Source organism: Nocardioides sp. P86 (assembly GCF_023712465.1).
Classification (GTDB): domain Bacteria; phylum Actinomycetota; class Actinomycetes; order Propionibacteriales; family Nocardioidaceae; genus Nocardioides; species Nocardioides kribbensis.
In genome coordinates this window covers 1,212,335-1,234,313 of sequence record NZ_JAMAYE010000002.1, presented here as the reverse complement: position 1 = coordinate 1,234,313, position 21,979 = coordinate 1,212,335, and the positions used below count along the sequence as shown (strand labels likewise).

28 protein-coding genes and 1 tRNA gene are annotated in these 21,979 nt (G+C 73.2%); 18 read left to right on the top strand and 11 right to left on the bottom strand.

The annotated features are described in order from the left end of the window. Positions 1-20: 20 nt before the first annotated feature. The 4 genes from M3673_RS13215 to M3673_RS13200 all read right to left on the bottom strand — a co-directional run bounded on the left by M3673_RS13215 (position 21) and on the right by M3673_RS13200 (position 3,035). On the bottom strand, positions 21-494 hold the full coding sequence (locus M3673_RS13215) for a MarR family winged helix-turn-helix transcriptional regulator (protein WP_056864533.1): 474 nt from the start codon (positions 492-494) through the stop codon (positions 21-23). A gap of 135 nt (positions 495-629) precedes the next feature. Next, the gene (locus tag M3673_RS13210; RefSeq protein ID WP_193661452.1) at positions 630-1,382 is read right to left on the bottom strand and encodes an amino acid ABC transporter ATP-binding protein; all 753 of its coding nucleotides are present in this window, start codon (positions 1,380-1,382) and stop codon (positions 630-632) included. Then, positions 1,382-2,176: an amino acid ABC transporter permease gene (locus tag M3673_RS13205; protein WP_193661451.1), complete on the bottom strand. Its 795-nt coding sequence runs from the start codon at positions 2,174-2,176 to the stop codon at positions 1,382-1,384. Before M3673_RS13205 ends, M3673_RS13210 begins: the two co-directional genes overlap by 1 nt. A 49-nt stretch (positions 2,177-2,225) precedes the next feature. Continuing rightward, positions 2,226-3,035: a transporter substrate-binding domain-containing protein gene (locus M3673_RS13200; RefSeq protein ID WP_193661450.1), complete on the bottom strand. Its 810-nt coding sequence runs from the start codon at positions 3,033-3,035 to the stop codon at positions 2,226-2,228. A gap of 71 nt (positions 3,036-3,106) precedes the next feature. Here M3673_RS13200 and M3673_RS13195 point away from each other — a divergent pair, with 71 nt between their 5' ends. Continuing rightward, the gene (locus tag M3673_RS13195; RefSeq protein WP_251534231.1) at positions 3,107-3,640 is read left to right on the top strand and encodes a DUF1697 domain-containing protein; all 534 of its coding nucleotides are present in this window, start codon (positions 3,107-3,109) and stop codon (positions 3,638-3,640) included. Positions 3,641-3,820: 180 nt separating this feature from the next. After that, complete coding sequence (locus M3673_RS13190) at positions 3,821-5,680, top strand: bifunctional UDP-sugar hydrolase/5'-nucleotidase (protein WP_251534230.1); 1,860 nt, start codon at positions 3,821-3,823, stop codon at positions 5,678-5,680. Between the two features lie 39 nt (positions 5,681-5,719). Here M3673_RS13190 and M3673_RS13185 read toward each other — a convergent pair whose 3' ends face one another. Genes M3673_RS13185 through M3673_RS13175 form a run of 3 tightly spaced genes read right to left on the bottom strand, consistent with a single transcriptional unit; the run spans position 5,720 to position 8,369 of the window. After that, complete coding sequence (locus M3673_RS13185) at positions 5,720-6,508, bottom strand: enoyl-CoA hydratase-related protein (protein WP_251534229.1); 789 nt, start codon at positions 6,506-6,508, stop codon at positions 5,720-5,722. Continuing rightward, positions 6,501-7,055, bottom strand: coding sequence for an isochorismatase family protein (locus M3673_RS13180; protein WP_251534228.1), 555 nt, complete (start codon positions 7,053-7,055; stop codon positions 6,501-6,503). Before M3673_RS13180 ends, M3673_RS13185 begins: the two co-directional genes overlap by 8 nt. 9 nt (positions 7,056-7,064) lie before the next feature. Next, positions 7,065-8,369, bottom strand: a complete 1,305-nt coding sequence (locus tag M3673_RS13175) for a nicotinate phosphoribosyltransferase (RefSeq protein WP_308196140.1) — start codon at positions 8,367-8,369, stop codon at positions 7,065-7,067. A gap of 34 nt (positions 8,370-8,403) precedes the next feature. On the opposite strand from M3673_RS13175, the gene clpS reads away from it, so the two are divergent. Genes clpS through M3673_RS13130 form a run of 9 tightly spaced genes read left to right on the top strand, consistent with a single transcriptional unit; the run spans position 8,404 to position 14,530 of the window. Then, entirely contained in the window at positions 8,404-8,700 is a 297-nt protein-coding gene (gene clpS / locus M3673_RS13170) for an ATP-dependent Clp protease adapter ClpS (protein WP_082502739.1), read from the top strand. Beyond that, positions 8,697-9,281, top strand: a complete 585-nt coding sequence (locus M3673_RS13165; RefSeq protein WP_251534227.1) for a DUF2017 domain-containing protein — start codon at positions 8,697-8,699, stop codon at positions 9,279-9,281. The genes clpS and M3673_RS13165 overlap by 4 nt, the downstream gene beginning before the upstream one ends. A 7-nt stretch (positions 9,282-9,288) precedes the next feature. Further along, the gene (locus tag M3673_RS13160; RefSeq protein ID WP_251534226.1) at positions 9,289-10,551 is read left to right on the top strand and encodes a hypothetical protein; all 1,263 of its coding nucleotides are present in this window, start codon (positions 9,289-9,291) and stop codon (positions 10,549-10,551) included. A 22-nt stretch (positions 10,552-10,573) separates the two neighbouring features. After that, the gene (locus M3673_RS13155; protein WP_193661443.1) at positions 10,574-11,032 is read left to right on the top strand and encodes a Mov34/MPN/PAD-1 family protein; all 459 of its coding nucleotides are present in this window, start codon (positions 10,574-10,576) and stop codon (positions 11,030-11,032) included. 40 nt (positions 11,033-11,072) lie between these two features. After that, entirely contained in the window at positions 11,073-11,345 is a 273-nt protein-coding gene (locus M3673_RS13150; RefSeq protein ID WP_056863660.1) for a MoaD/ThiS family protein, read from the top strand. A gap of 19 nt (positions 11,346-11,364) precedes the next feature. Next, the gene (locus M3673_RS13145; RefSeq protein WP_056863661.1) at positions 11,365-11,919 is read left to right on the top strand and encodes an NYN domain-containing protein; all 555 of its coding nucleotides are present in this window, start codon (positions 11,365-11,367) and stop codon (positions 11,917-11,919) included. Between the two features lie 22 nt (positions 11,920-11,941). Beyond that, complete coding sequence (locus tag M3673_RS13140) at positions 11,942-12,889, top strand: PLP-dependent cysteine synthase family protein (RefSeq protein ID WP_056863662.1); 948 nt, start codon at positions 11,942-11,944, stop codon at positions 12,887-12,889. Between the two features lie 49 nt (positions 12,890-12,938). Continuing rightward, a complete protein-coding gene (murI, locus tag M3673_RS13135) occupies positions 12,939-13,757 on the top strand; it encodes a glutamate racemase (protein WP_193661441.1) in 819 nt (272 codons plus the stop codon). Positions 13,758-13,762: 5 nt separating this feature from the next. Then, a complete protein-coding gene (locus M3673_RS13130; protein ID WP_251534350.1) occupies positions 13,763-14,530 on the top strand; it encodes an MBL fold metallo-hydrolase in 768 nt (255 codons plus the stop codon). Between the two features lie 17 nt (positions 14,531-14,547). On the opposite strand, the gene M3673_RS13125 is transcribed toward M3673_RS13130, so the two are convergent. After that, complete coding sequence (locus tag M3673_RS13125) at positions 14,548-15,222, bottom strand: response regulator transcription factor (protein WP_308196139.1); 675 nt, start codon at positions 15,220-15,222, stop codon at positions 14,548-14,550. Further along, a complete protein-coding gene (locus M3673_RS13120; RefSeq protein WP_251534225.1) occupies positions 15,210-16,382 on the bottom strand; it encodes a histidine kinase in 1,173 nt (390 codons plus the stop codon). The genes M3673_RS13125 and M3673_RS13120 overlap by 13 nt, the downstream gene beginning before the upstream one ends. Before the next feature lie 127 nt (positions 16,383-16,509). On the opposite strand from M3673_RS13120, the gene M3673_RS13115 reads away from it, so the two are divergent. Genes M3673_RS13115 through M3673_RS13095 form a run of 5 tightly spaced genes read left to right on the top strand, consistent with a single transcriptional unit; the run spans position 16,510 to position 20,184 of the window. Next, positions 16,510-17,436: an ABC transporter ATP-binding protein gene (locus M3673_RS13115; protein WP_193661439.1), complete on the top strand. Its 927-nt coding sequence runs from the start codon at positions 16,510-16,512 to the stop codon at positions 17,434-17,436. Beyond that, a complete protein-coding gene (locus M3673_RS13110; protein WP_251534224.1) occupies positions 17,433-18,233 on the top strand; it encodes an ABC transporter permease in 801 nt (266 codons plus the stop codon). Before M3673_RS13115 ends, M3673_RS13110 begins: the two co-directional genes overlap by 4 nt. A gap of 21 nt (positions 18,234-18,254) precedes the next feature. Next, complete coding sequence (gene rph / locus M3673_RS13105; RefSeq protein ID WP_056863668.1) at positions 18,255-18,977, top strand: ribonuclease PH; 723 nt, start codon at positions 18,255-18,257, stop codon at positions 18,975-18,977. Next, positions 18,974-19,612, top strand: a complete 639-nt coding sequence (locus tag M3673_RS13100) for a non-canonical purine NTP pyrophosphatase (RefSeq protein ID WP_308196138.1) — start codon at positions 18,974-18,976, stop codon at positions 19,610-19,612. Before rph ends, M3673_RS13100 begins: the two co-directional genes overlap by 4 nt. Then, positions 19,609-20,184: a 1-acyl-sn-glycerol-3-phosphate acyltransferase gene (locus M3673_RS13095; RefSeq protein ID WP_193661436.1), complete on the top strand. Its 576-nt coding sequence runs from the start codon at positions 19,609-19,611 to the stop codon at positions 20,182-20,184. Before M3673_RS13100 ends, M3673_RS13095 begins: the two co-directional genes overlap by 4 nt. Before the next feature lie 23 nt (positions 20,185-20,207). Here M3673_RS13095 and M3673_RS13090 read toward each other — a convergent pair. Together M3673_RS13090 and bcp are read right to left on the bottom strand one after the other, a co-directional pair. Further along, positions 20,208-20,280: transfer RNA gene (locus tag M3673_RS13090), tRNA-Leu, on the bottom strand. 31 nt (positions 20,281-20,311) lie between these two features. Next, the gene (bcp, locus tag M3673_RS13085; RefSeq protein ID WP_251534223.1) at positions 20,312-20,800 is read right to left on the bottom strand and encodes a thioredoxin-dependent thiol peroxidase; all 489 of its coding nucleotides are present in this window, start codon (positions 20,798-20,800) and stop codon (positions 20,312-20,314) included. Positions 20,801-20,951: 151 nt separating this feature from the next. Here bcp and M3673_RS13080 point away from each other — a divergent pair, with 151 nt between their 5' ends. Beyond that, complete coding sequence (locus M3673_RS13080) at positions 20,952-21,650, top strand: energy-coupling factor ABC transporter permease (protein WP_251534222.1); 699 nt, start codon at positions 20,952-20,954, stop codon at positions 21,648-21,650. Further along, positions 21,647-21,979 carry a PDGLE domain-containing protein gene (locus M3673_RS13075; RefSeq protein WP_251534221.1) on the top strand — a complete coding sequence of 111 codons (333 nt, stop codon included), beginning with the start codon at positions 21,647-21,649 and terminating at the stop codon, positions 21,977-21,979. The genes M3673_RS13080 and M3673_RS13075 overlap by 4 nt, the downstream gene beginning before the upstream one ends.

Genomic DNA, 21,979 nt, shown 5'->3' with positions numbered 1-21,979 from the left:
TGCGTGCGAGGTGGTCACGTTCAGATTCCCTTCTCGGTGTCGAGGAGGTCGCGCAGGACGGCGACGGCCGTGGCGAGGTCCTCGGTGGTGTGCGGGCCGGCGGCGACGCGCTCGGCCACGACGGAGGCGTTGAGGTCGCGGGTGCGGCGCAGCTCCTGGCGGCCCGCCTCGGACAGGGCCACCAGCGTGGACCGGCCGTCGTCGGGGGAGGGCTGCTTGCCGACCCAGCCGCGCTCGACGAGCTGGCTCACGGCGTTGGACATCGTGGGCTGCGAGCAGCGGTCGAGGGCGGCGAGGGCGCTGACGCCGGTGGCGCCGTGCTCGTCGAGCAGCGAGAGCACCCGGATCCCCGCGGGGAAGGGGTGCTGGCGGCGCACGGCGCGCACCAGGCGGGCGGCGTGGACGACGAGGTCGTTGCTCAGCGCGCGCAGCTCGTCGTTCTCCCGCTCGCGTGTCCCGGTGCCGGGGGCTGGTGCAGCGGTCTCGTCGTCCACGTCCTCCACTGTTGCATAGGAAGGCTATGCAATCCAGCGGACGTGTGCCGGCTCACGTACGCCGAACGGCGCCGGCCCCCCGCGGGGGACCGGCGCCGTGCGGCGTACGTGGTGCGGTGCGGTGGGCGGCTGGGCTCAGAGCACCTTGGAGAGGAACGACTGCGTGCGCTCGTGCTGGGGGTCGCCGAGCACGGCGACGGGGTCGCCCTCCTCGACGATCACGCCGCCGTCCATGAAGACCAGCTTGTCGCCGACCTCGCGGGCGAAGCCCATCTCGTGGGTCACGACCATCATGGTCATGCCCTCGGAGGCGAGGTCCTTCATGACGCCCAGGACGTCACCGACCAGCTCGGGGTCGAGCGCGGAGGTCGGCTCGTCGAAGAGCATCATGTCGGGGTCCATCGACAGCGCCCGCGCGATCGCGATGCGCTGCTGCTGACCGCCGGAGAGGTGCGCGGGGTAGGCGTCCTCGCGCTCGGCCAGCCCCACCTTGGCCAGGTTGCGGCGGGCGCACTCGACCGCCTCGTCCTTGCCGCGTCCCTTCACCTTCTGCTGGGCGACGGTGAGGTTCTTCAGCACGGTCATGTGCGGGAAGAGGTTGAACTGCTGGAAGACCATGCCGATGCGGCTGCGCACCGCGTCGACGTCGACGTCGGGGTCGGTGATCTCGGTGTCCTCGATGAAGATCTTGCCCGAGGTGGGCGTCTCCAGCAGGTTCACGCAGCGCAGCAGCGTCGACTTGCCCGAGCCCGAGGGGCCGATGACGCAGACGACCTGGCCGTTGCCGACGTGGAAGTCGATGCCCTGGAGCACCTCGTTGTCGCCGAAGTACTTGTGCAGCTGCAGGACGTCGATCGCCGCCCCGGACTCGCGGGTGCGCTCGGTCATCAGCGGGCCCTCTCGGATCGGGCTTCCATGCGTCGCACGACGATGGACAGCGGGACGGTGATCAGCAGGTAGCACAGCGCCGCCAGGAACAGCGGCGTGAGGTTGGCGTTGTCGTTGAGGCCCTCGCGCCCGAACTTGGTCAGCTCGTAGTCGGCGAAGGTCAGCCCGACGACGTAGACCAGCGAGGAGTCCTTGGTGAGCAGGATCAGCTCGTTGGTCAGCGGCGGCAGGATGATGCGGAAGGCTTGGGGCACGATGATCGTGACCATGGCGCGCGAGTGCGACATGCCCAGCGACCGGGCGGCCTCCATCTGCCCCTTCGGCACCGCCTGGATGCCGGCGCGGATGGTCTCGGCCATGTAGGCCGCCCCCACCAGGCCGAGGGCGATGACGACGACGCCGAAGGTGCCGCCGGGGATCTGGCGGCCCGGGAAGGCGATCGGCAGGCCGAAGTAGAAGCCGATGAAGACGATCAGCGCCGGCACGCCGCGGAAGAACTCGATGAACGTCGTGGCCAGCCAGCGGTAGGGCCCCACCGACGACAGCCGCATCAGGGCCAGCACGAGGCCGAGCGCGAGACCGAAGACGAACGCACCGATCGTGTAGAGGATCGTGTTCTTCAGCGCCACCGAGATGATGTCGGGGAACTGCTCGCGCGCCAGGTCGGGGTCGAGGAAGGTCGAGCCGAGGGTCTTCCAGTCGGCCACGAGGGCGACGGCGACCACGAGGACGGCCAGGACGACGTACTGGACCGCGCGACTGACGCGCGCGCGCTTGCGGGGACTCATGGCCATGTCGGTCTCCTGACGTCGGCCGGGACGGGGGCGGTCGTGCCGGGCGACGTCACCGGGCGTCGGTGGGGGCCTGGCCGAACCACTTCTCGTAGATCTCGTCGTAGGAGCCGTCGTCGCGGGCGTCGGAGACCACGGTGTCGATGCTCTCCAGGAGCGGGTCGTTCTGGTCCTTGCGGACCGCGAAGCCGTAGGACTCGCCGGTGTCGAACTCGGCGGTCACGAAGAGGTCGTCGTTCTCCTTGGCCAAGTCGAGGAGGGGGCCGTTGTCCTGGATGATCGCGTCGACCTGCCCGCCCTGCACGGCGCGGGTCTGCAGGCCGAGGTCCTCGAAGGACTTGATCTCGACGCCCTCGGGGGCGTTGTCCTCGGCGTAGAGCTCGCCGGTCGTGCCGCTCATGACGCCGAGGGTCATGCCGTCGAGGGCCTCGAGGGAGTCGATGGACTCGTCGGTGGTGAGCAGGGCCTGGGTGGCGTCGAAGTACGGCTCGGAGAAGTCCACCGCCTCCTCGCGCTCGGGGGTGATCGTCATGCCGGCGGCGGCGACGTCGCACGTGCCGGAGTTGAGGGCCTGGCCGGACTGGATGCCCTCGAAGCCGGTCACCTCGACGCTCAGGTCGAGGTCGTTGGCCTCGGCGACGCGCTGCATGAGGTCCATGTCGAAGCCGACGACCTCGTCGCCCTGGCGGTACTCGAAGGGCTTGTAGGGCAGCGAGGTGCACACGGTGAGCTCGCCCTCCGAGACGACCTGGACGCCGCTCTCGGTCGTGGTGGTCTCGGTCGCGCAGGCCGTGGCGGTGAGGCCGAGGGCGCCGGCGAGGGCCAGGGTGGACAGGACGCGCTTGCTGGATCGCGGGGTCATGGGCCGACACGTTAACGATCCAAGGTCACAGCGAGGCAACGGGACCACGGCGAGAGGGCCAGGATGGACCCGTGACCACCTGGATCGCCTTCCTGCGCGCCATCAACCTCGGAGCGCGGCGCACGTTCCCCAAGGACGACGTGCTCGCCGCCGTGGTCGCCGCCGGCGGGCTCGACGTCGCCAGCCACCTCGGCACCGGCAACGTGCGGCTGACGCTGGAGGCCGCCTCGCGCCGCGAGGTCGAGACGGCGCTCGAGGCGGCGTTCCTGGCCGACCGGGGCTTCGAGGTGCCCACGGTGGCCCTGTCGGTCGAGGAGCTGCGCGACGTGGTCGCCGACGCCGACCGGATCGGCGCCGGCCACGCCGGCGTCCACACGGTGTCGCTGCTGAAGGCCGATCCCGACCCCGAGGCCGTGCGCCGGCTGGAGGCGCCGGGGCGTGCGGGTGAGACGGCCCGCGTGGTGGGTCGGGCGGTGCACCTGCTGCTGCCCGTCGACGTGCACACCGCCCGGCTGGGCAACGCCGTCGTGGAGCGCCACCTCGGCGTCGCCACCAACCGCAACGTGCGCGTGCTGCGCACCGTGCGCGAGCGGTGGTGCGGCTGAGGCGGTGTCGGCCGGGGTCGGCCGGGGTCGGCCGGGGTCGGCCGGGCGCTCGCGGCGTACGGCGGGGTGTCGGTCGGGTGACGACTCGGTCGCAGGGCTCGACCGGTGTCGGTGCGCTCGGGTAGAACCGTCCCGCGCGGTGATCCCGCCGCGCGCCCACGTCTCGGGAGGACCCCCTCGATGTCGCACGCCCTGCCCGCCTCGCGCCGCACCGTCCTGACCGGTGCCGCCGCCCTCGCCGCCGCCGGCTACGTCGCCACCCCGGCCGACGCCGCCCCCGGCCTCGCCGCCAAGCCGCGCGGCGACAACCACGTCCGCCTCACCGTGCTCGGCACCACCGACCTGCACGGCAACGTCCTCAACTGGGACTACTTCAAGGACGCGGAGTTCACCAACGCCGCCGGTGACGACATCGGGCTGGCCAAGGCCCGCACCCTCATCGAGGCGGTGCGCGAGAAGCGGCGCGGCCAGGGGCCGGTCATCACCCTCGATGCCGGCGACACCCTCCAGGGCACGCCGCTGGCCTACTACTACGCACGCATCGAGAAGATCTCCCGCGACGTGGTCCACCCGATGGCCGCTGCGATGAACCTCGTCGGCTACGACGCCGCCGCCCTGGGCAACCACGAGTTCAACTACGGCATCGACACGCTGCGCACCTTCGAGAGCCAGCTCGACTTCCCGCTGCTCGGCGCCAACGTCGTCGACCCGGTCACCCAGCGCCCGGTCTTCGCGCCCTACGTCATCAAGACCGTCGCCACCGGCACCGGTCGCCGGCTCCGGGTCGGCATCCTCGGCCTCACCAACCCCGGCGTCGCGATCTGGGACAAGGCCAACGTCGAGGGGCGCATGGAGTTCCCCGGCCTGGTCGAGCAGGCCAGGAAGTTCGTGCCCGAGATGCGCCGCAAGGGCTGCGACGTCGTGATCGTCTCGGCCCACTCCGGCGCCGACACCTCCTCCTCCTACGGCGACGCGCTGCCCTACCCGGAGAACGCCTCCTCGCTGCTGGCCCAGCAGGTGCCCGGCATCGACGCGATCCTCGTGGGCCACGCCCACAAGGAGATCGCCCAGCGCTACGTCGAGAACGAGCGCACCGGCCAGCAGGTGCTGCTGTGCGAGCCGCTCTACTGGGGCATGCGGGTCGCGGTGATGGACCTCGAGCTGCGGCTGGTGCGCGACCGCAACGGTCGCGCCAAGCGCTGGAAGCTGCTCGGCGCCCGCTCGCAGACGCTCAACTCCAACACCGTCGACGCCGACGCCGAGGTCGTGGCGGCCGTGGCCGAGGCCCACCAGACCGTGCGCGACTACGTCAACTCCGTCGTCGGCACCTCGGTGGAGCGGCTGCCCGCGGCGCGCGGCGTCGTCGAGGACGTGCCGATCATCGACTTCGTCCAGTACGTCCAGGCCGACGCGGTCAAGCGGGGGCTCACCGGCGCCGACGCCGCGCTGCCGGTGCTCTCGATCGCCGCTCCCTTCAGCCGTTCGGCGGTCTTCCCGGCCGGTGAGATCACCGTGCGCGACGTCGCCGGGCTCTACGTCTTCGACAACACCCTGCTCGGGGTGCGGATCACCGGGGCCCAGCTGCGCGACTACCTCGAGTTCTCCGCCCGCTACTTCCAGCAGCTGGCCGCCGGCGACACCACCGCGAGCATCGCCGAGCTGACCAACGCCGTCACCGCGACGGCACCGGGTGGCACCCCCGACTACAACTTCGACTCCGTGTTCGGCCTCGACGAGCCGCTGACCTACGACATCGACGTCGCCGCGGCGCCGGGCTCGCGCATCCGCGACCTCGCCTACGGCGGGGTCCCCGTCGCCGACGCCCAGGAGTTCGTGCTCGCGGTCAACAACTACCGCCAGTCCGGAGGCGGCGGCTTCCCCGCCGTCTCCACCGCGCCCGTCGTCGTCAACGGCCAGCAGGAGATCCGCCAGCTGCTCATCGACTGGGTGATCGCCAACGAGACGATCGACCCCGCCCTCTTCGCCTCCGTCGACTGGCGCCTGGTCTCCGGCGACCAACCGGTGACCATCACCGGCTGAGCCGGGTCACCCGGCAGCTCGCGCGCCCCGCCTCCCGCGTCACTCGCCGCGGAAGGCGGGGCGACGCTTCTCGGTGAAGGCGCGCATGCCCTCGGCGGCGTCGGCGGTGCGCATCAGGGTCGACTGGCCCAGGCGCTCGCGCTCGAGGGCGGCGTCGAGCTCGGTGAGGGTGGCGGCGTTGACCGCCTTCTTGGTCGCGGCCATCGCCAGCGGCGGGCCGGCGGCCAGGCGCGCGGCGAGGGTGTCGACGAGGGCGGGGAACTCCTCGGCCGGGGCGAGGTGGCTGACCAGCCCGGCGTCGGAGGCCTCCTGGGCGCTGAGGGGGTCGGCGAGCAGGGCCATCCGCATGGCCCGGGCCCGTCCGATCGAGGCGGCGACGGAGGCCGAGGTGCCGCCGTCGGGCATGAAGCCGATCCGGGCGAAGGCCAGCAGGAAGGAGGCCTGCGAGGAGGCGACGACCAGGTCGGCGGCCAGGGCGAGGGAGCAGCCGACGCCGGCGGCCACGCCGTTGACCGCGGCGAGGACCGGCTTGTCGAGGCCGACGACGGCGCGCACGAGACGGTTGGCGCGGTCCATGGAGGTGATGTCGAAGCCCGCGATCGGGTCCTCGCCGGCGAGCTCGGCGCCGGTGGAGAACGCCGCCCCCGCGCCCGTGACGACCACGACGCGCACGTCGTCGCGGGCCGTGGCGCCCTCGATCTCGGCGGTCAGCGCCTCGACCAGGGCGGGGGAGAGGGCGTTGTAGACGCGGGGACGGTTCAGGGTCAGCCGCAGCACCCCGTCGGCGAGGTCGACGAGCAGGTCCTGCTCGGAGGTCTGGTCAGGCAATCTCGACACCGGCCTCGCGCAGGGCCGCGAGCGCGGCCTCGGTGGTGGCGGGGGCGACCCCGACGACCAGATCGGTGAGCACGCGGGTGGCGAAGCCCTCGGCCACCGCGTCGAGCGCGGTGGCGCGCACGCAGTGGTCGGTGGCGATCCCGCACAGGTCGACCCGGTCCACGCCGCGCTCGCGCAGCCAGTCGGCCAGCGAGTCGCCGGTCGCGGAGCGGCCCTCGAAGCCGGAGTAGGCCGCGACGTGCTCGCCCTTGCGGAAGAGCTCCTCGAGCGGGGCCGGGTCGAGGTCGGGGTGGAGCTCGACACCGGCCGTGCCGACCTCGCAGTGCACCGGCCAGGAGTCGACGTAGTCGGGGTCGCCGGACCAGTGGGCGCCGGGGTCGACGTGGTGGTCCTGCGTGGCCACGACGTGGTCGTAGCCGTGGTCGCCGCGCAGCAGCGCGGTCACGTCGGCCGCGACCCGCGCGCCGCCGGCCACGGCCAGCGAGCCGCCCTCGCAGAAGTCGTTCTGGACGTCGACGACGATCAGTGCACGCGTCATGGTGCGAGCCTAGGCGTTGGCGGCGGCGTCCTGGACCAGGGTCGGGATCACGGCCTCTCCGCGGGTCATCGACTGCGCGGCCTCCGGCAGCTCGGCCCGCGAGCGCTCGTGCCGCTGGCGGGCGGCCTCGAGCGGCTCACGGCCCACCACCTCGCCGTCGCGCACCAGCGGCACGAGCAGCGCGCGGTCGTCGCCGTCGTCGGTGGGCGGCGCGCCGATGCCCACGACCTCGGCCTCGGCCACGCCGCCCGGCGTACGACGACGCAGCGCCCACTTGCGACCGCCCACCGAGGCCTTGTCGGGGGAGCGCTTGGCCACCGGCTCCAGCTCGCCCGACGCGCCCTCGCGCGCCACCAGCTTGTAGACGAAGCCGCAGGTGGGGTGCCCGCTGCCGGTGACCAGCTGCGTGCCGACGCCGTAGCCGTCCACGGGGGCGGAGGCCAGCGAGGCGATGGCGTACTCGTCGAGGTCGGAGGTCACCACGATGCGGGTGTCGTGGGCGCCGAGGTCGTCGAGCTGCGCGCGCACCCGGTGGGCCAGCACGCCCAGGTCGCCGGAGTCGAGGCGCACCGCGCCGAGCCCCGGGCCGGCGACCTCGACCCCGAGGCGCACGGCCTCGGCCACGTCGTAGGTGTCGACGAGCAGGGTGGTGCCGACGCCGAGGGAGTCCACCTGGGCGCGGAAGGCGTCGCGCTCGGAGTCGTGCAGCAGCGTGAAGCTGTGGGCGCTGGTGCCGGTGGAGGGCACGCCGTAGCGCTGGCGGGCGGCGAGGTTGGAGGTGGCGGCGAAGCCGGCGACGTGGGCGGCCCGGGCCGCGGCGACCGCTGCCTCCTCGTGGGTGCGCCGCGAGCCCATCTCGATGCAGGGCCGGCCCCGGGCGGCCAGCGTCATCCGCGAGGCCGCGGAGGCGATGGCGGAGTCGTGGTTGTAGATCGACAGCAGGAGCGTCTCGAGCAGCACCGCCTCGGCGAAGGAGGCCTCCACCACCATCAGCGGGGAGTGGGGGAGGTAGACCTCGCCCTCGGGGTAGCCCCAGGCGTCGCCGGAGAAGCGGTAGCCGGCCAGCCACGCCCGTGTCGGCTCGTCGACGACGCCGTCGAGGGCGCCCAGCACGTCGTCGTCGAAACGGAAGTCCTCGAGCGCGTCGAGGGCCCGCCCGACGCCGGCGACCACGCCGTAGCGCCGGCCCTCCGGGAGGCGCCGCGGGAAGAGCTCGAAGACCGCCCGCCGGTGCGCCGTGCCCGAGGCGAGGGCCGCCTGGAGCATGGTCAGCTCGTAGTGGTCGGTCATCAGCGCCGTCGAGGAGCGGGTCACGGGGGCCAGCGTAGGCGTGTGCGAGCATGGAGACGTGTCCGCGCCCAGCCCTGTCGAGGTCGAGCCGACCCTCACCCCCGACGAGATGGTCCTCCCCGCGACCCCGTGGGTGACGATCGTGTGGAACGACCCGGTCAACCTCATGTCCTACGTCTCCTACGTGTTCCAGAAGCACTTCGGCTACTCGAGGAAGAAGGCCGAGAAGCTGATGATGGAGGTGCACGAGGACGGCAAGTCGGCGGTCTCCTCGGGCAGCCGCGAGGAGATGGAGCGCGACGTGCAGGCCATGCACGAGTACGGCCTGTGGGCCACGATGGAGAAGCAGGAATGAGCGGCTTCGCCCGCCACCGCCGCAGCCGCCGCGTCATCGCCACCTTCTCCGGCTTCGAGGCCGACCTGCTGCGCTCCCTGGCCTCCCAGCTCGTGGAGCTGCTGCGCAACGAGGCCGCGGTGCCCCGCGAGGACCAGGACCCCTTCGAGGCGATGATGGACTTCTCGGGCCCGGAGACCGAGCCCGAGGACCCGGTGCTGGCGCGGCTCTTCCCCACCGCGTACCGCGAGGACCCCGAGGCGGCCGCGGAGTTCCGCCGGTTCACCGAGGGCGGTCTGCGCGACGGCAAGGCGGCCGCCGCGGTCGCGATCATCGACGGTCTGGAGGAGGCCGGGCTGCCGCCCGAGCTCAGCGAGGACGGCCTGATGATCGACGTCGAGCTCGACGAGCCGACCGCCGAGACCTGGATGCGCTCCTTCACCGACCTGCGCCTGGCCCTGGCCACCCGGCTGGGGATCGAGGACGACGACGAGGACTACTGGGCCTCGCTGCCCGACGACGACCCGCGCTCGCAGGCCCACGACATCTACGACTGGGTCGGCTACCTGCAGGAGACCCTCGTCGGGGCGCTGTCGCGGTGACCGGACGGTGAGGTCCCGCACGCGGCCCGTGTCGGCCGTCGCCGACGGGCTCGCCCTGCTGGTCGTGCTGGCCGTGCTCGCCTCCGGGTGCTCCGCGGGCGAGGAGGCCGCGTCGACCGCGCAGCCCACGTCGCCCGCCGTCGCGGAGGCCGTCGCCGCGCCCTCCGTGGTCGTCGGCGAGCCGCAGTGGACCACCCTCGACTCCAGCCTGGGCGCTGCCGTGCCGGCCGGGGTGGGGGAGCGCTCGATCCTGGTGCGCGGCGACGCCTCCGACGGGTCGGGCCCCGCGCTGCAGGTCGTGGACCGCGCCACCGGGGAGACCCGCTGGGAGCGCACCGGCGCGCAGCCGCTGGTGGTGGGCGACGGGGCCGACCGCGTCACCCTCGACCTCACCGACGCCCGCCTCGGCCGCGACGCCGGCCTCCCCGTGATCGTGCCGTACGCCGAGGGGCGCCGACGCGGTCTCGTGGCGCTGTCGCAGGGCGACGGGTCCTACCGGTGGCGCTGGTCGCCGCCGGCCGGGCTGGCGGCGCGCACCGCCGGCGTCGGGTCGGACGTCGTCGTGGTGCGGGTGGCGCCACCCGGGCGCGTCGACGACCCGACCGGCCGCCCCGACGACGTGAGCACCCTCGGCCTCGACCTGACCACCGGCGAGGTGCGCTGGCGGGTCGGCGGCGTGGCGGGCGCCGCGGCCACCGGCGGCGTGGTGGTGGCCTCGGTGCCCTCGACCGCGTCCGGTGCCCAGACGGTCGTGCTGCTCGACGACGCGACGGGGGAGGAGACCTGGCGCTCCTCGCAGCCGGGCTACTTCGCCGGCGGCACCGACGACGTCTACGCCCTCACCGTGCCCGGTCAGGCCGGCGCCGTGCTCGTCGACGCCGCGACCGAGCGCGTGGAGCAGCTCCAGACCGGCGTCGCCGCGGGCTCCGGGGTCGGCGGCGACGCGCTGCTGGCCTGGGTGGAGGCCGACCACGAGAGCGGGGCGGTCGAGCTGGCCACGCTGGCCTCCGGCGAGGACCGGCCGGTGACCGCGCCCCTGCCGGCGACGGTGCTGACCGACGCCTCGCCGCGGCTGCTCGGCACGACGCTGGGCCACGTGGTCGTGCAGGGCGCCGACGGCGTCTGGCTGCTCGACCGGGCCGGGCGCCTCGCCGGCGAGCAGGTGCCGGGCCGCCTCGACCGGGTCCTGGCCGACGGGCTGGTGCTGGTGACCGGCACCGTCGACGGCGCCCCGGCGTACGAGGTGCTGGGCCTGGAGACCGGGCCCTGACCCGGGGCCCTAGGCTGGGCGCGTGCTGACCATCGACCGGGCGACCTACGACGCCATCGTGGCCCACGCCAAGCGCGACCACCCCGACGAGGCCTGCGGCGTCGTCGCCGGCCCCGAGGGCAGCGACCGCCCCGAGCGGCTGGTCGAGATGGTCAACGCCGCGGGGAGCCCGACGTTCTACGAGTTCGACTCCACCGACCTCTTCCAGCTCTACAAGGAGATGGACGCGCGCGACGAGGAGCCGGTGGTCGTCTACCACTCCCACACCGCCACCGAGGCCTACCCCAGCCGCACCGACGTGGGCCTGGCCAGCGAGCCGAACGCCCACTACGTGCTGGTCAGCACCCGGGACTGCTTCACCGACGACGGGAATAACGACGGTCCCGTGGAGTTCAGGTCCTACAGGATCGTCGACGGCGAGGTGACCGAGGAAGAGGTCGCGGTCGTCGACGCCCTGCCCCGCACGAGCCAGCCCGCCTGACCCCGCTGCACCGCACCCCACCACCGAGGAGTCACCACCCATGGCCATCGAGGTCCGCATCCCGACCATCCTGCGCACCTACACCGGCGGCGAGAAGGCCGTCCACGGTGAGGGAGCCAGCCTGACCGCGCTGATCGACGACCTCGAGGCCCACCACCCCGGCATCAAGGACCGCCTCATCGACGACGGCGACCTGCGCCGCTTCGTCAACGTCTACATCAACGACGAGGACGTCCGCTTCATCGGCGGCCTCGAGGCGCCCCTCAGCGACGGCGACCAGGTCGTCGTGCTGCCGGCCGTCGCCGGCGGCTGACGCACGGAGCGTGGATCCGATGACCGAGCGTCGCACCTACGTCCTCGTCGACGGCGAGAACATCGACGCCACGCTCGGCAACTCCCTGCTGGGGCGTCGGCCCACGCCCGAGGAGCGGCCGCGCTGGGAGCGCGTGACCGCCTTCGCCGAGGAGCAGTGGGGCCAGCCGGTCACCGGCCTGTTCTTCCTCAACGCCAGCAACGGCCACCTGCCGGCCAGCTTCGTGCAGGCCCTGCTGGCCCTCGACTACCGCCCGGTGCCGCTGGCCGGCCGCGCCGACGAGAAGGTCGTCGACATCGGCATCCAGCGCACGCTGGACGCGCTGCTCTCGCGCGACGCCGACGTGATGCTGGTCAGCCACGACAGCGACTTCGCGCCCCACGTCCAGCGGCTGCTCACCGGCCACCGCCGCGTCGGGCTCATGGCGCTGCGGGAGTACACCTCCACGCACCTCAGCGCCCTCGACGTCGAGCTCTACGACCTCGAGGACGACGTGGCCGCCTTCAACGTCCCCCTGCCCCGGGTCCGCATCATCGACCTGGACGCCTTCGACCCCGAGACCTTCCTGCGGTAGCCGCCGCGGGCCTGGAGCCACCATGCGCTACGACAACCTGCTCGCCTCCGTCGGCGGCACCCCGCTCGTCGGGCTGCCGCGGCTCTCGCCGAGCGCCGACGTCCGGCTGTGGGCCAAACTCGAGGACCGCAACCCCACCGGCTCGGTCAAGGACCGCCCGGCGCTGAAGATGATCGAGGAGGCGGAGAAGGACGGCACGCTGCGCCCCGGCTGCACGATCCTCGAGCCGACCTCGGGCAACACCGGCATCTCGCTGGCCATGGCGGCGAAGCTCAAGGGCTACCGCATCGTGTGCGTCATGCCGGAGAACACCTCCGAGGAGCGCCGCCAGCTGCTGCGCATGTGGGGCGCGGAGATCATCTCCTCCCCGGCCGCCGGCGGCTCCAACGAGGCCGTGCGCGTGGCCAAGCGCGTCGCCGAGGAGCACCCCGACTGGGTGATGCTCTACCAGTACGGCAACGCCGCCAACGCCCTCGCCCACGAGGAGGGCACCGGCCCCGAGCTGCTGGCCGACCTGCCCTCGATCACCCACTTCGTGGCCGGGCTGGGCACCACCGGCACGCTCATGGGCACCAGCCGCTTCTTCCGCCGCGCCAAGCCCGACGTGCGCATCGTCGCCGCGGAGCCCCGCTACGGCGAGCTGGTCTACGGCCTGCGCAACCTCGACGAGGGCTTCGTGCCCGAGCTCTACGACGCCGACCTCATCGACTCCCGCTTCTCGGTGGGCCCGCGCGACGCCGTGCGCCGGGTGCGCGAGCTGCTCGAGCTCGAGGGCATCTTCGCCGGCATCTCCACGGGCGCGATCCTCCACGCCGCGCTGGGTCAGGCCGCGAAGGCGGTCAAGGCCGGCGAGAGCGCCGACATCGCCTTCATCGTCTGCGACGGCGGCTGGAAGTACCTCTCCACCGGCGCCTACGAGGGCACGATCGACGAGGCCGAGGACAAGCTCGAGGGCCAGCTCTGGGCCTAGGGCGAGCCGGGTCGTGCGATGCGTGCGCGCAGGACATAACCTTCACGACGTGCCGCCCCTCGCCCCCGACCCGGACGCCCCCGTCGGGATCTTCGACTCCGGGTTCGGCGGGCTGACCGTGGCCCGCTCGGTCATCGACCAGCTGCCCCACGAGTCGGTGCTCTACGTCGGCGACACCGCACGCCAGCCCTACGGCCCCAAGCCCATCGGCGAGGTGCGCGAGTACGCCCTGGAGTGCCTCGACCACCTCGTGGCCCAGGGCGTCAAGGCGCTCGTCATCGCCTGCAACTCCGCCAGCGCCGCGATGCTGCGCGACGCACGCGAGCGCTACGACGTGCCGGTGGTCGAGGTGATCCTGCCCGCCACCCGCCGCGCCGTCGCCGCCAGCCGCACCGGCCGCATCGGCGTGATCTGCACCCGTGCGACCGCGGAGTCCCAGGCCTACGACGACGCCTTCGCCGCCGCGCCCCACGTGGAGCTCACCACCCGGGCCTGCCCGCGCTTCGTCGACTTCGTCGAGGCCGGTGTCACCGGGGGCGAGGAGCTGCTGGCGGTGGCCCACGAGTACCTCGACCCGCTCACCTCCGCCGGCGTCGACACCCTCATCCTCGGCTGCACCCACTACCCCCTGCTCACCGGCGTCATCTCCTACGTCATGGGCGACCAGGTCACCCTCGTCAGCAGCGCCGAGGAGTGCGGCAAGGACGTCTACAAGATGCTGCTGCGCACCGGCCTGGCCCGCGCCGGCGGGGAGCCCTCCCACCGCTTCCTCACCACCGGCTCGCCCACGGAGTTCGAGTCGATCGGGCGGCGCTTCCTGGGCCCCGAGATGCACGCCGCCAGCCAGTTCGCCGGAGGGCTGGCGTGAGCGCGATGCGGCTCACCGTCGTGGGGTGCTCGGGCTCCTACCCCGGCCCCGACTCGCCGGCCAGCTGCTACCTGCTCGAGGCCGAGCACGACGACGGCACGGGCGTGCGCACCTGGCGCGTGCTGCTCGACCTCGGCAGCGGCGCGCTCGGGGCCCTGCACCGCTACGCCGACCCGCTCGCCGTCGACGCGGTGCTGCTCAGCCACCTGCACGCCGACCACTGCCTGGACCTGTCGGGCTACTACGTGATGCGCAAGTACCACCCCACCGGCCCGCAGCCGCGGATCCCCGTGTGGGGTCCCTCCGACACCGCCGACCGGATGGCCCGGGCCTACGACCTGCCCGTCGACCCCGGCATGCACGAGGAGTTCGACTTCCGCACCTGGGAGCCGGTCGTGCAGGTGGGCCCCTTCACGGTGCGCGCGGTGCCCGTGGACCACCCGGTCGAGGCCTTCGGCCTGCGGGTCGAGGTGGCCGGCGCCACCCTGGCCTACAGCGGCGACACCGGCCCCTGCGCGGGGCTCGACGAGATCAGCGTCGACGCCGACCTGCTGCTGGCCGAGGCGTCCTTCCGCTCCTGCGACGACAACCCCGCCTCGCTGCACCTCACCGGCACCGACTGCGGCGAGGTGGCCACGCGCAGCCGCGCCCGCCGCCTCGTGCTCACCCACGTGCCGCCGTGGTTCGACCCCGCCGACATGCTCGCCGAGGCCGTCGCCGCCTACGACGGGCCCGTGGAGCTGGCGGTCGCGGGCACGACGTACGAGATCTGAGGCGGGCCCGACCGGACCTAGAGCAGGCCGGCGTCGTGCACGCAGATGGCGATCTGCACCCGGTTGGTGGCGCCGAGTTTGTCGAAGAGCCGCGAGACGTGGGCCTTGACCGTCGGCACCGACAGGTGCAGGGCCGCCGCGATCTCGGCGTTGCTGTGGCCCCGGCCCACGCACAGCGCCACCTCGAGCTCGCGCTCGGTGAGGGCGCGCAGGCGCCGCGTGGCCGCGGCCTCCCGGTCGTCGGGCGCCTGCTCGCGCAGCCGGTCGATGAGGGTGCGGGTCACCGACGGCGAGAGCATCGGGTCGCCGGCCGCGACGCAGCGCACGGCGGCCACGATCTGCGCCGGCGGGGTGTCCTTGAGCAGGAAGCCGTCGGCGCCGGCGCCCAGCGCCCCCACGACGTGCTCGTCGGCGTCGAAGGTCGTGAGCACGATGACCCGCGGTGGGTGAGGGGCGCGGTGCAGCTCGCGGGTGGCGTCGAGGCCGTTGAGGCGCGGCATGCGGATGTCCATGAGCACGACGTCGGGGGAGAGGTCGGCCACGCGGGCCAGCGCCTCGCGGCCGTCGACGGCCTCGCCGACGACCTCGAGGTCCTCCTGGCCGCCCAGCATCAGCACCAGCGCCGAGCGCACCAGGGGGTCGTCGTCGACCACCAGCACCCGCACCGCGGTCTCGCCGGTCAGGCCGCCCACGGCAGCCACCCCCGCAGCACGAAGGCGTCGGCGTCGCGGCGGTGCTCCAGGCGCCCGCCGCGCAGCGCGGCCCGCTCCGAGAGTCCGACCAGGCCCAGGCCCGCCCCGGGAGGCGCGGCCGCGGCGGCGAAGCCGAGGCGGTTGCGCAGCTCCACGGCGATCCCGTCGTCGGGCGAGCCGCTGAGGCTGATCAGCAGCGTCGCGCCGGGGGCGTGCTTGCGGGCGTTGGTGATGCCCTCCTGCACGATGCGGTAGAGCGCCCGGCCGAGCGCGTCGGGCACCCCGTCGGCCCCGTCGGCGGCGCGCACGTCGTCGGCGTACTCCACGCGCAGGCCGGCCGCCTCGGCGTCGGCCACCAGGGCGCGCAGGTCGGCGTAGGTGGGCTGGGGGGCGTCGAGGGCGTTGCCCTCGTCGTCGCGCAGCACGCCCAGCACGGTCCGCAGGTCGGTGAGGGCCTGGTGGGCCGTGGTCTGGATGACCTCGGCGCTGGCGCGCATGTCGGCGGCGGTGAGGTCGTCGCGGAAGGTGAGGGCGCCGGCGTGCAGCGAGATCTGCGAGATCCGGTGGGCCAGCACGTCGTGCATCTCGCGGGCGATGCGCGAGCGCTCCTGGCCGCGGGCCTGGCCCACCCGCAGCTCCTGCTCGGCCTCGGCCCGCTCGGCGCGGTGGCGCAGGGTCCACAGCAGCTCGCGGCGCGAGCCGATGTACATGCCCCAGCCCATGCTGGCCGCCACCGCGATGACCGTGGCGGTCAGCGAGATCCAGAACGGGTCGTCGACCGCCGAGGGCTCGAGCTCGGTGTAGAGCATCGAGGCCACCACGGCGACCAGCGAGGTCACGAGGATCGGCAGCAGGCGGCGGCGGGTGGCCATCGAGACCGCCGCGAGCGTGGCGGGTCCGGCGGCCACGCCGGAGACAAGTGTCATCGCGTTGGTCGCCACCGCGACCGCCACCGGCCACCGCCGGCGCCCCAGGACCACGACGTAGGACGCCAGGCCGACGCCGAGGTCGAGCCAGAACAGCACCGGCATGACGTCGAGCTGCTCGGGCGCGAACTGCGGCCACACGATGGCACTGATCACCACGCACAGCAGCAGCCGCCACCCGTGGCGCCACCACGACAGCGGCGGCTGGTAGTCCTCGGGGTTCGGCCGCTGCACGTCACCAGGCTAGGGCGTCGCGACCCCGCCGGGCAGCGCCCCCGGTCGCGCCCACCCCCTACTTTGGTCACGCCACCGCAGCCCGGGGTCCGGTGTGCGCCCGCGCCGTGGCGGGCAGGGTGGTCGCATGATCTCAGTCGAAGGACTCACCAGGACGTACGGCGCGTTCACCGCCGTCGACGACGTCAGCTTCACCTGCCAGCCCGGCCGGGTCACCGGCTTCCTCGGGCCCAACGGCGCGGGCAAGACCACCACCATGCGGGTCATGGTCGGCCTCACCCCGCCGACCCACGGGCGCGTCACCATCGGCGGCCACCTCTACCGCGACATCCCCAACCCCGGCCGCCACGTCGGGGTGCTCCTCGACGCCTCGGCCCAGCACGCGGGCCGCACCGGGCGCGAGATCCTCACGATCGGTGCCCGGACGATGGGGCTGCCCGCCTCGCGCGTCGACGAGATGCTCGCCCTGGTCTCCCTCGACGACAAGGAGGCCGGTCGCCGGCTGCGCAACTACTCCCTCGGCATGAAGCAGCGCCTCGGCATCGCCCACGCGCTGCTCGGCGACCCGTCGGTGCTGATCCTCGACGAGCCCGCCAACGGCCTCGACCCCGCCGGCATCCGCTGGATGCGCGGCCTGCTCAAGGGCTACGCCGAGCGCGGCGGCACGGTGCTGCTCTCCAGCCACCTGCTGCACGAGGTCGAGATCATCGCCGACGAGATGATCCTCATCGGGCGCGGCAGGATCGTGGCCCAGGGCGACAAGAAGACCCTGCTGGCCGGCGAGCACGCCTCCACCCTCGTCACCTCGCTCGACAACCGGGCCCTGGCCGACGCCCTCGTCGCTCGCCGGGTCGAGGTCACGCCCGCCGGCGACGGCCTGCGCGCGGAGTGCGAGGCCGTCGAGGTCGGCCGCGCCGCCCTCGAGGCCGGCGTCGTGCTCACCGACCTGCGCACCGGCTCCGCCGGCCTGGAGGACCTCTTCCTCCAGCTCACCTCCGACACCCAGCGTGACGCCGTCGCGCCCGCCCCCGCCACGGAAGGACACCTGGCATGAGCGCCACCTCCGCCCCGCTCCCCACCCTCGACGTCTCGCAGACCCCCGCGGTGCCCTTCGGGCGCCTGGTCTCGGTGGAGCTGCGCAAGAGCTTCGACACCCGAGCCGGTCGCGCCTACAGCCTCAGCGTCGTCGGGCTGTGCGTCGTCGTGATGCTGGTCATCGCCCTGCTCTTCGACGAGGGCTTCCAGGACTTCAGCGACTTCCTGCTCGCCATGGGCGGCACGCTGGGGTTCTTCCTGCCGATCATCCCGATCCTGCTGGTCACCGGTGAGTTCGGCCAGCGCACCGGCCTGGTGACCTTCACCCTCGAGCCCCGACGGCCCCGGATCGTCGCGGCCAAGCTGAGCGCCGGGCTGATCATCTCCCTGGGCGTGCTGGTGCTCGCGGCCGTGATCGCCGCGGTCGGGGCGGTGCTGGCCTCGCTGCGAGGCTTCGAGGTGTCCTGGTCGCTGGAGTACAGCCAGGTGCAGAACTTCGTGCTCGCCAACCTCATCGGCGTGCTGATCGGCTTCGCGCTGGCGATGCTGCTGATGAACACCCCGGCGGCGATCGTCGGCTACTTCGTCTACTCCCTCATCATCCCCACGGTCGTGGGCATCATCGGCGCCTTCGTCGGCTGGTTCCAGGACCTCACGCCCTGGATCGAGCTCAACACCGCCCAGACCCCGCTCTTCACCGGCGAATTCCGGCCCTCGGGCGAGGAGTGGGCGCAGCTGGCCACGGCCAGCATCATCTGGCTGGTCGTGCCGCTGACCTTCGGCATCCTGCGCCTGCTGCGCGCCGAGATGAAGTGAGGCGCCGTTAGGGTCGCGGTCATGACTGCACGCGAGGACGGCCGCGCCGACGACGAGCTCCGCCCGATCACGATCACCCGCCACTGGCTCGACCACGCCGCCGGGTCGGTGCTGGTGGAGTTCGGCCGCACGAAGGTGCTCTGCGCCGCGTCGGCCTCCGAGGGGGTGCCGCGCTGGCGCAAGGGCTCGGGCAAGGGCTGGGTCACCGCGGAGTACGCCATGCTCCCCGCGGCCACCAACACCCGCTCCGACCGCGAGTCGGTCAAGGGCCGCATCGGTGGGCGCACCCACGAGATCAGCCGGCTCATCGGCCGCTCGCTGCGCGCCGTCATCGACTACGACGCGCTGGGCGAGAACACCATCCAGCTCGACTGCGACGTGCTGCAGGCCGACGGAGGCACCCGCACGGCCGCCATCACGGGTGCCTACGTCGCCCTGGTCGACGCGGTCGCCCACCTGCGTCAGACCGGGGCGCTCAAGGGCGCCCCGCTCACCGGCTCGGTCGCGGCGGTCAGCGTCGGCATCATCGACGGCGTGCCCCGCCTCGACCTGCCCTACGTCGAGGACGTGCGCGCCGAGACCGACATGAACGTCGTGATGACCGGCACGGGCAGCTTCGTGGAGGTGCAGGGCACCGCCGAGGGCGCGCCCTTCGACCGCCGCGAGCTCGACGCGCTGCTGGGCCTGGCCGAGAAGGGCTGCGCCGACCTGACGCGCCTGCAGCAGGAGGCGCTCGGCTCGTGAGCACCCGGATCTTCCTCGCCTCGCGCAACCGCAAGAAGATCGAGGAGATGGAGCGCATCCTGCGCGAGCACGTGCCCGGGGTGGAGGTGGTCGGGCTCGACGACCTGCCCGCCCTCGGGGTCGACTACGACGAGCCGGTCGAGGACCAGCCCACCTTCCAGGGCAACGCCCTGCTCAAGGCGCGCGCGGGCCTGGCCGCCACGGGCCTGCCGTCGGTCGCCGACGACTCCGGGCTCTGCGTCGACGCGCTCAACGGCATGCCGGGTGTCCTCAGCGCCCGGTGGTCGGGCCCCCGCGACGGGGTCGCCCGCGAGGAGGTCGACGCCCGCAACAACGCGCTGCTGCTCGCCCAGCTCTCCGACGTGCCCGACGAGCGTCGCGGGGCCCGCTTCGCGTGCGCCGTGGCGCTGTGCCACCCCGGCGGCGAGGAGGTCGTGCTCGGCGAGATGACCGGCCGCGTGCTGCGCGAGGTCAGGGGCGAGGGCGGCTTCGGCTACGACGGGCTCTTCGAGGCCGACGACGAGCCGGGCCGCAGCACCGCGGAGCTGACCCGCGAGGAGAAGGACGCCATCTCCCACCGCGGCCACGCGCTGCGCGCGCTCGGACCGGTCCTCGCCGCTACGGTCGTGCGATGAGCCGGCACTTCTTCGTCCGCAGGAACCTCGCCCGACTGCTCCTGCGCCTCGCGCGCTGGCGCACCGTCGGCACCGTGCCGACCAAGGGGGTGCTGGTCGGCGCCCCCCACACCTCCAACTGGGACTGGGTGCTGACCATGCTGCTGGCGTGGGACAGCGACGTGCAGATCCGGCTGCTGGTGAAGAAGGAGTTCTTCAAGGGTCCGCTGGCCCCGCTGCTGCGGGCGACCGGCGCGGTGGCCCTCGACCGGCGCGACCCCGGCGGCACCATCCGGGCCCTGGTCGCCGACGCCGCCGTCGACGAGACCTTCCTGCTGGGGATCGCCGCCGAGGGCACGCGCAGCCGCGGCGAGCTGTGGAAGTCGGGCTTCTACCGGATCTCCCAGCAGACCGGGCTGCCGATCACCCTGGCCTTCCTCGACGCCCCGAGCCGCACCGTCGGCTGGGGTCCGACCTTCCCCACGACCGGCGACGTGGTGGCCGACATGGACCGGGTGCGGGCGTTCTACGCCGACAAGCGCGGATTCCACCCCGACCAGTTCACCCCGCCCCGGCTGCGCGAGGAGGGCTGAGCCGCCCGGTCCCCGGACCGGAGTGCGCCCGGAGAGATTCGAACTCTCACTGGACAGGACCTAAACCTGTTGCCTCTGCCGTTGGGCTACGGGCGCCGGGCCCCAGTATCGCGTGCCCGACCCGGGCTCAGGCGTCGAGGCCCAGGTCACGGCGCAGCTTGGCGACGTGGCCGGTGGCCTTGACGTTGTACTGCGCGAGCTCGATCGTGCCCTGCTCGTCGACGACGAACGTGGAGCGGATGACGCCCTGGACGATCTTGCCGTACATCTTCTTCTCCCCGAAGGTGCCCCACGCCGCCATGGCGCTCTTGTCGGGGTCGGAGAGCAGGGTGATGCCCAGGCCGTCGCGCTCGCGGAAGCTGGCCAGCTTGGCCGGCTTGTCGGGGGAGACGCCGAGCACCTCGTAGCCGGAGGCGCGCAGCGACTCCAGCGAGTCGGTGAAGTCGCAGGCCTGCTTGGTGCAGCCCGGGGTCATCGCCGCGGGGTAGAAGTACACGATCACCTTGCGCCCGCGCAGGTCGGCCAGCGAGACCGTGGCGCCGGTGTCGTCGCCCAGGGTCAGGTCGGGGGCCGGGTCGCCGGGGGAGAGGCGGGTGGGGGCTGCGGTCTCGCTCATCGGGCTGGTCCTGTCCGGTCGGGTAGTGTTGTCGCACACGGTGTGCAATAACGTCACGAGGGCAACGACCCATCCGTGGCACTCGTCGGTGTCGAACCGTAACCGACCACGCCCGGCCGCCCCTCGCCACGCCCGACCGCAGGAGACCCGCATGCACGTGCCCGACGGATTCCTCGACGCACCGACGTCGGTCGGCACCGGCGTGGTGGCCGCCGCCGCTGTCGGCCTGGCCCTGCGCGGTGCGCGCCGTGAGCTCGACGACCGCACGGCGCCGCTGGCCGGCCTCGTCGCGGCCTTCGTCTTCGCCACCCAGATGCTCAACTTCCCCGTCGCGGCGGGCACGACCGGCCACCTCATGGGCGGGGCGATCGCCGCGGTGCTCGTGGGGCCGTGGACCGGGGTGCTCTGCACCAGCGTGGTCTTCGTCGTGCAGGCCCTGCTCTTCGCCGACGGCGGCATCACGGCGCTGGGCACCAACATCGTGCTGATGGGCGTCGTGACCTGCGCCGTCGGCTGGGGCGTCTTCCGGCTGCTCCAGGCGGTGCTGCCCAAGCGGGTGTCCATGGTGCCGCTGGCCGCCGGGATCGGGGCCTTCGTGTCGGTGCCGGTCGCGGCGCTGGTCTTCGTCGGCCTCTACGCCGTGGGCGGCGTCGCGCCGCTCCCGCTCGACAACCTCACCACCGCGATGCTGGGGGTGCACCTGCTCATCGGCGTCGGCGAGGGGGTCATCACCTTCCTCGCGGTCGGCTCGATCATCGCCGTGCGCCCCGACCTCGTCCACGGGGCACGCCGGGTCTTGGCCCAGCGCACCCTCGAGGTCCGCACCTCCCCGACGGCGAGCGCGGCATGAGGCGCCCCGGCACCCGCCCCGGCACCCGCACGGTGCTCCTCGGGGTGCTCGTCGTCTCGCTGCTGCTCGCGGGCGTCGTGAGCTTCTACGCCGCCAGCGCCCCCGACGGGCTGACCAAGGTCTCCCAGGACCAGGGCTTCGCCGACACCGAGACCGACCACGCGTCCGGCGACGGACCCTTCGCCGGCTACGGCAGCAGCTTCATCTCCGACGAGCGGCTCTCCGGCGGAGTGGCCGGCGTCGTCGGCGTGCTCGTCGTGCTCGCGCTGGCCGGGGGGCTGACCCTGCTGGTGCGCCGCAGGGGCGAGCCCGTCGACCAGGACCGCTGA

What these genes read in the sequence shown, in the direction of transcription:
- M3673_RS13210 (WP_193661452.1), bottom strand. Translation starts at nt 1,382, where the DNA reads ATGACCGAGCGCACCCGCGAGTCCGGGGCGGCGATCGACGTCCTGCAG.
- M3673_RS13205 (WP_193661451.1), bottom strand. Translation starts at nt 2,176, where the DNA reads ATGGCCATGAGTCCCCGCAAGCGCGCGCGCGTCAGTCGCGCGGTCCAG.
- M3673_RS13200 (WP_193661450.1), bottom strand. Translation starts at nt 3,035, where the DNA reads ATGACCCCGCGATCCAGCAAGCGCGTCCTGTCCACCCTGGCCCTCGCC.
- M3673_RS13190 (WP_251534230.1), top strand. Translation starts at nt 3,821, where the DNA reads ATGTCGCACGCCCTGCCCGCCTCGCGCCGCACCGTCCTGACCGGTGCC.
- M3673_RS13180 (WP_251534228.1), bottom strand. Translation starts at nt 7,055, where the DNA reads ATGACGCGTGCACTGATCGTCGTCGACGTCCAGAACGACTTCTGCGAG.
- M3673_RS13165 (WP_251534227.1), top strand. Translation starts at nt 8,697, where the DNA reads ATGAGCGGCTTCGCCCGCCACCGCCGCAGCCGCCGCGTCATCGCCACC.
- M3673_RS13150 (WP_056863660.1), top strand. Translation starts at nt 11,073, where the DNA reads ATGGCCATCGAGGTCCGCATCCCGACCATCCTGCGCACCTACACCGGC.
- M3673_RS13145 (WP_056863661.1), top strand. Translation starts at nt 11,365, where the DNA reads ATGACCGAGCGTCGCACCTACGTCCTCGTCGACGGCGAGAACATCGAC.
- M3673_RS13140 (WP_056863662.1), top strand. Translation starts at nt 11,942, where the DNA reads ATGCGCTACGACAACCTGCTCGCCTCCGTCGGCGGCACCCCGCTCGTC.
- M3673_RS13130 (WP_251534350.1), top strand. Translation starts at nt 13,763, where the DNA reads ATGCGGCTCACCGTCGTGGGGTGCTCGGGCTCCTACCCCGGCCCCGAC.
- M3673_RS13115 (WP_193661439.1), top strand. Translation starts at nt 16,510, where the DNA reads ATGATCTCAGTCGAAGGACTCACCAGGACGTACGGCGCGTTCACCGCC.
- M3673_RS13110 (WP_251534224.1), top strand. Translation starts at nt 17,433, where the DNA reads ATGAGCGCCACCTCCGCCCCGCTCCCCACCCTCGACGTCTCGCAGACC.
- rph (WP_056863668.1), top strand. Translation starts at nt 18,255, where the DNA reads ATGACTGCACGCGAGGACGGCCGCGCCGACGACGAGCTCCGCCCGATC.
- M3673_RS13095 (WP_193661436.1), top strand. Translation starts at nt 19,609, where the DNA reads ATGAGCCGGCACTTCTTCGTCCGCAGGAACCTCGCCCGACTGCTCCTG.
- bcp (WP_251534223.1), bottom strand. Translation starts at nt 20,800, where the DNA reads ATGAGCGAGACCGCAGCCCCCACCCGCCTCTCCCCCGGCGACCCGGCC.
- M3673_RS13080 (WP_251534222.1), top strand. Translation starts at nt 20,952, where the DNA reads ATGCACGTGCCCGACGGATTCCTCGACGCACCGACGTCGGTCGGCACC.
- M3673_RS13075 (WP_251534221.1), top strand. Translation starts at nt 21,647, where the DNA reads ATGAGGCGCCCCGGCACCCGCCCCGGCACCCGCACGGTGCTCCTCGGG.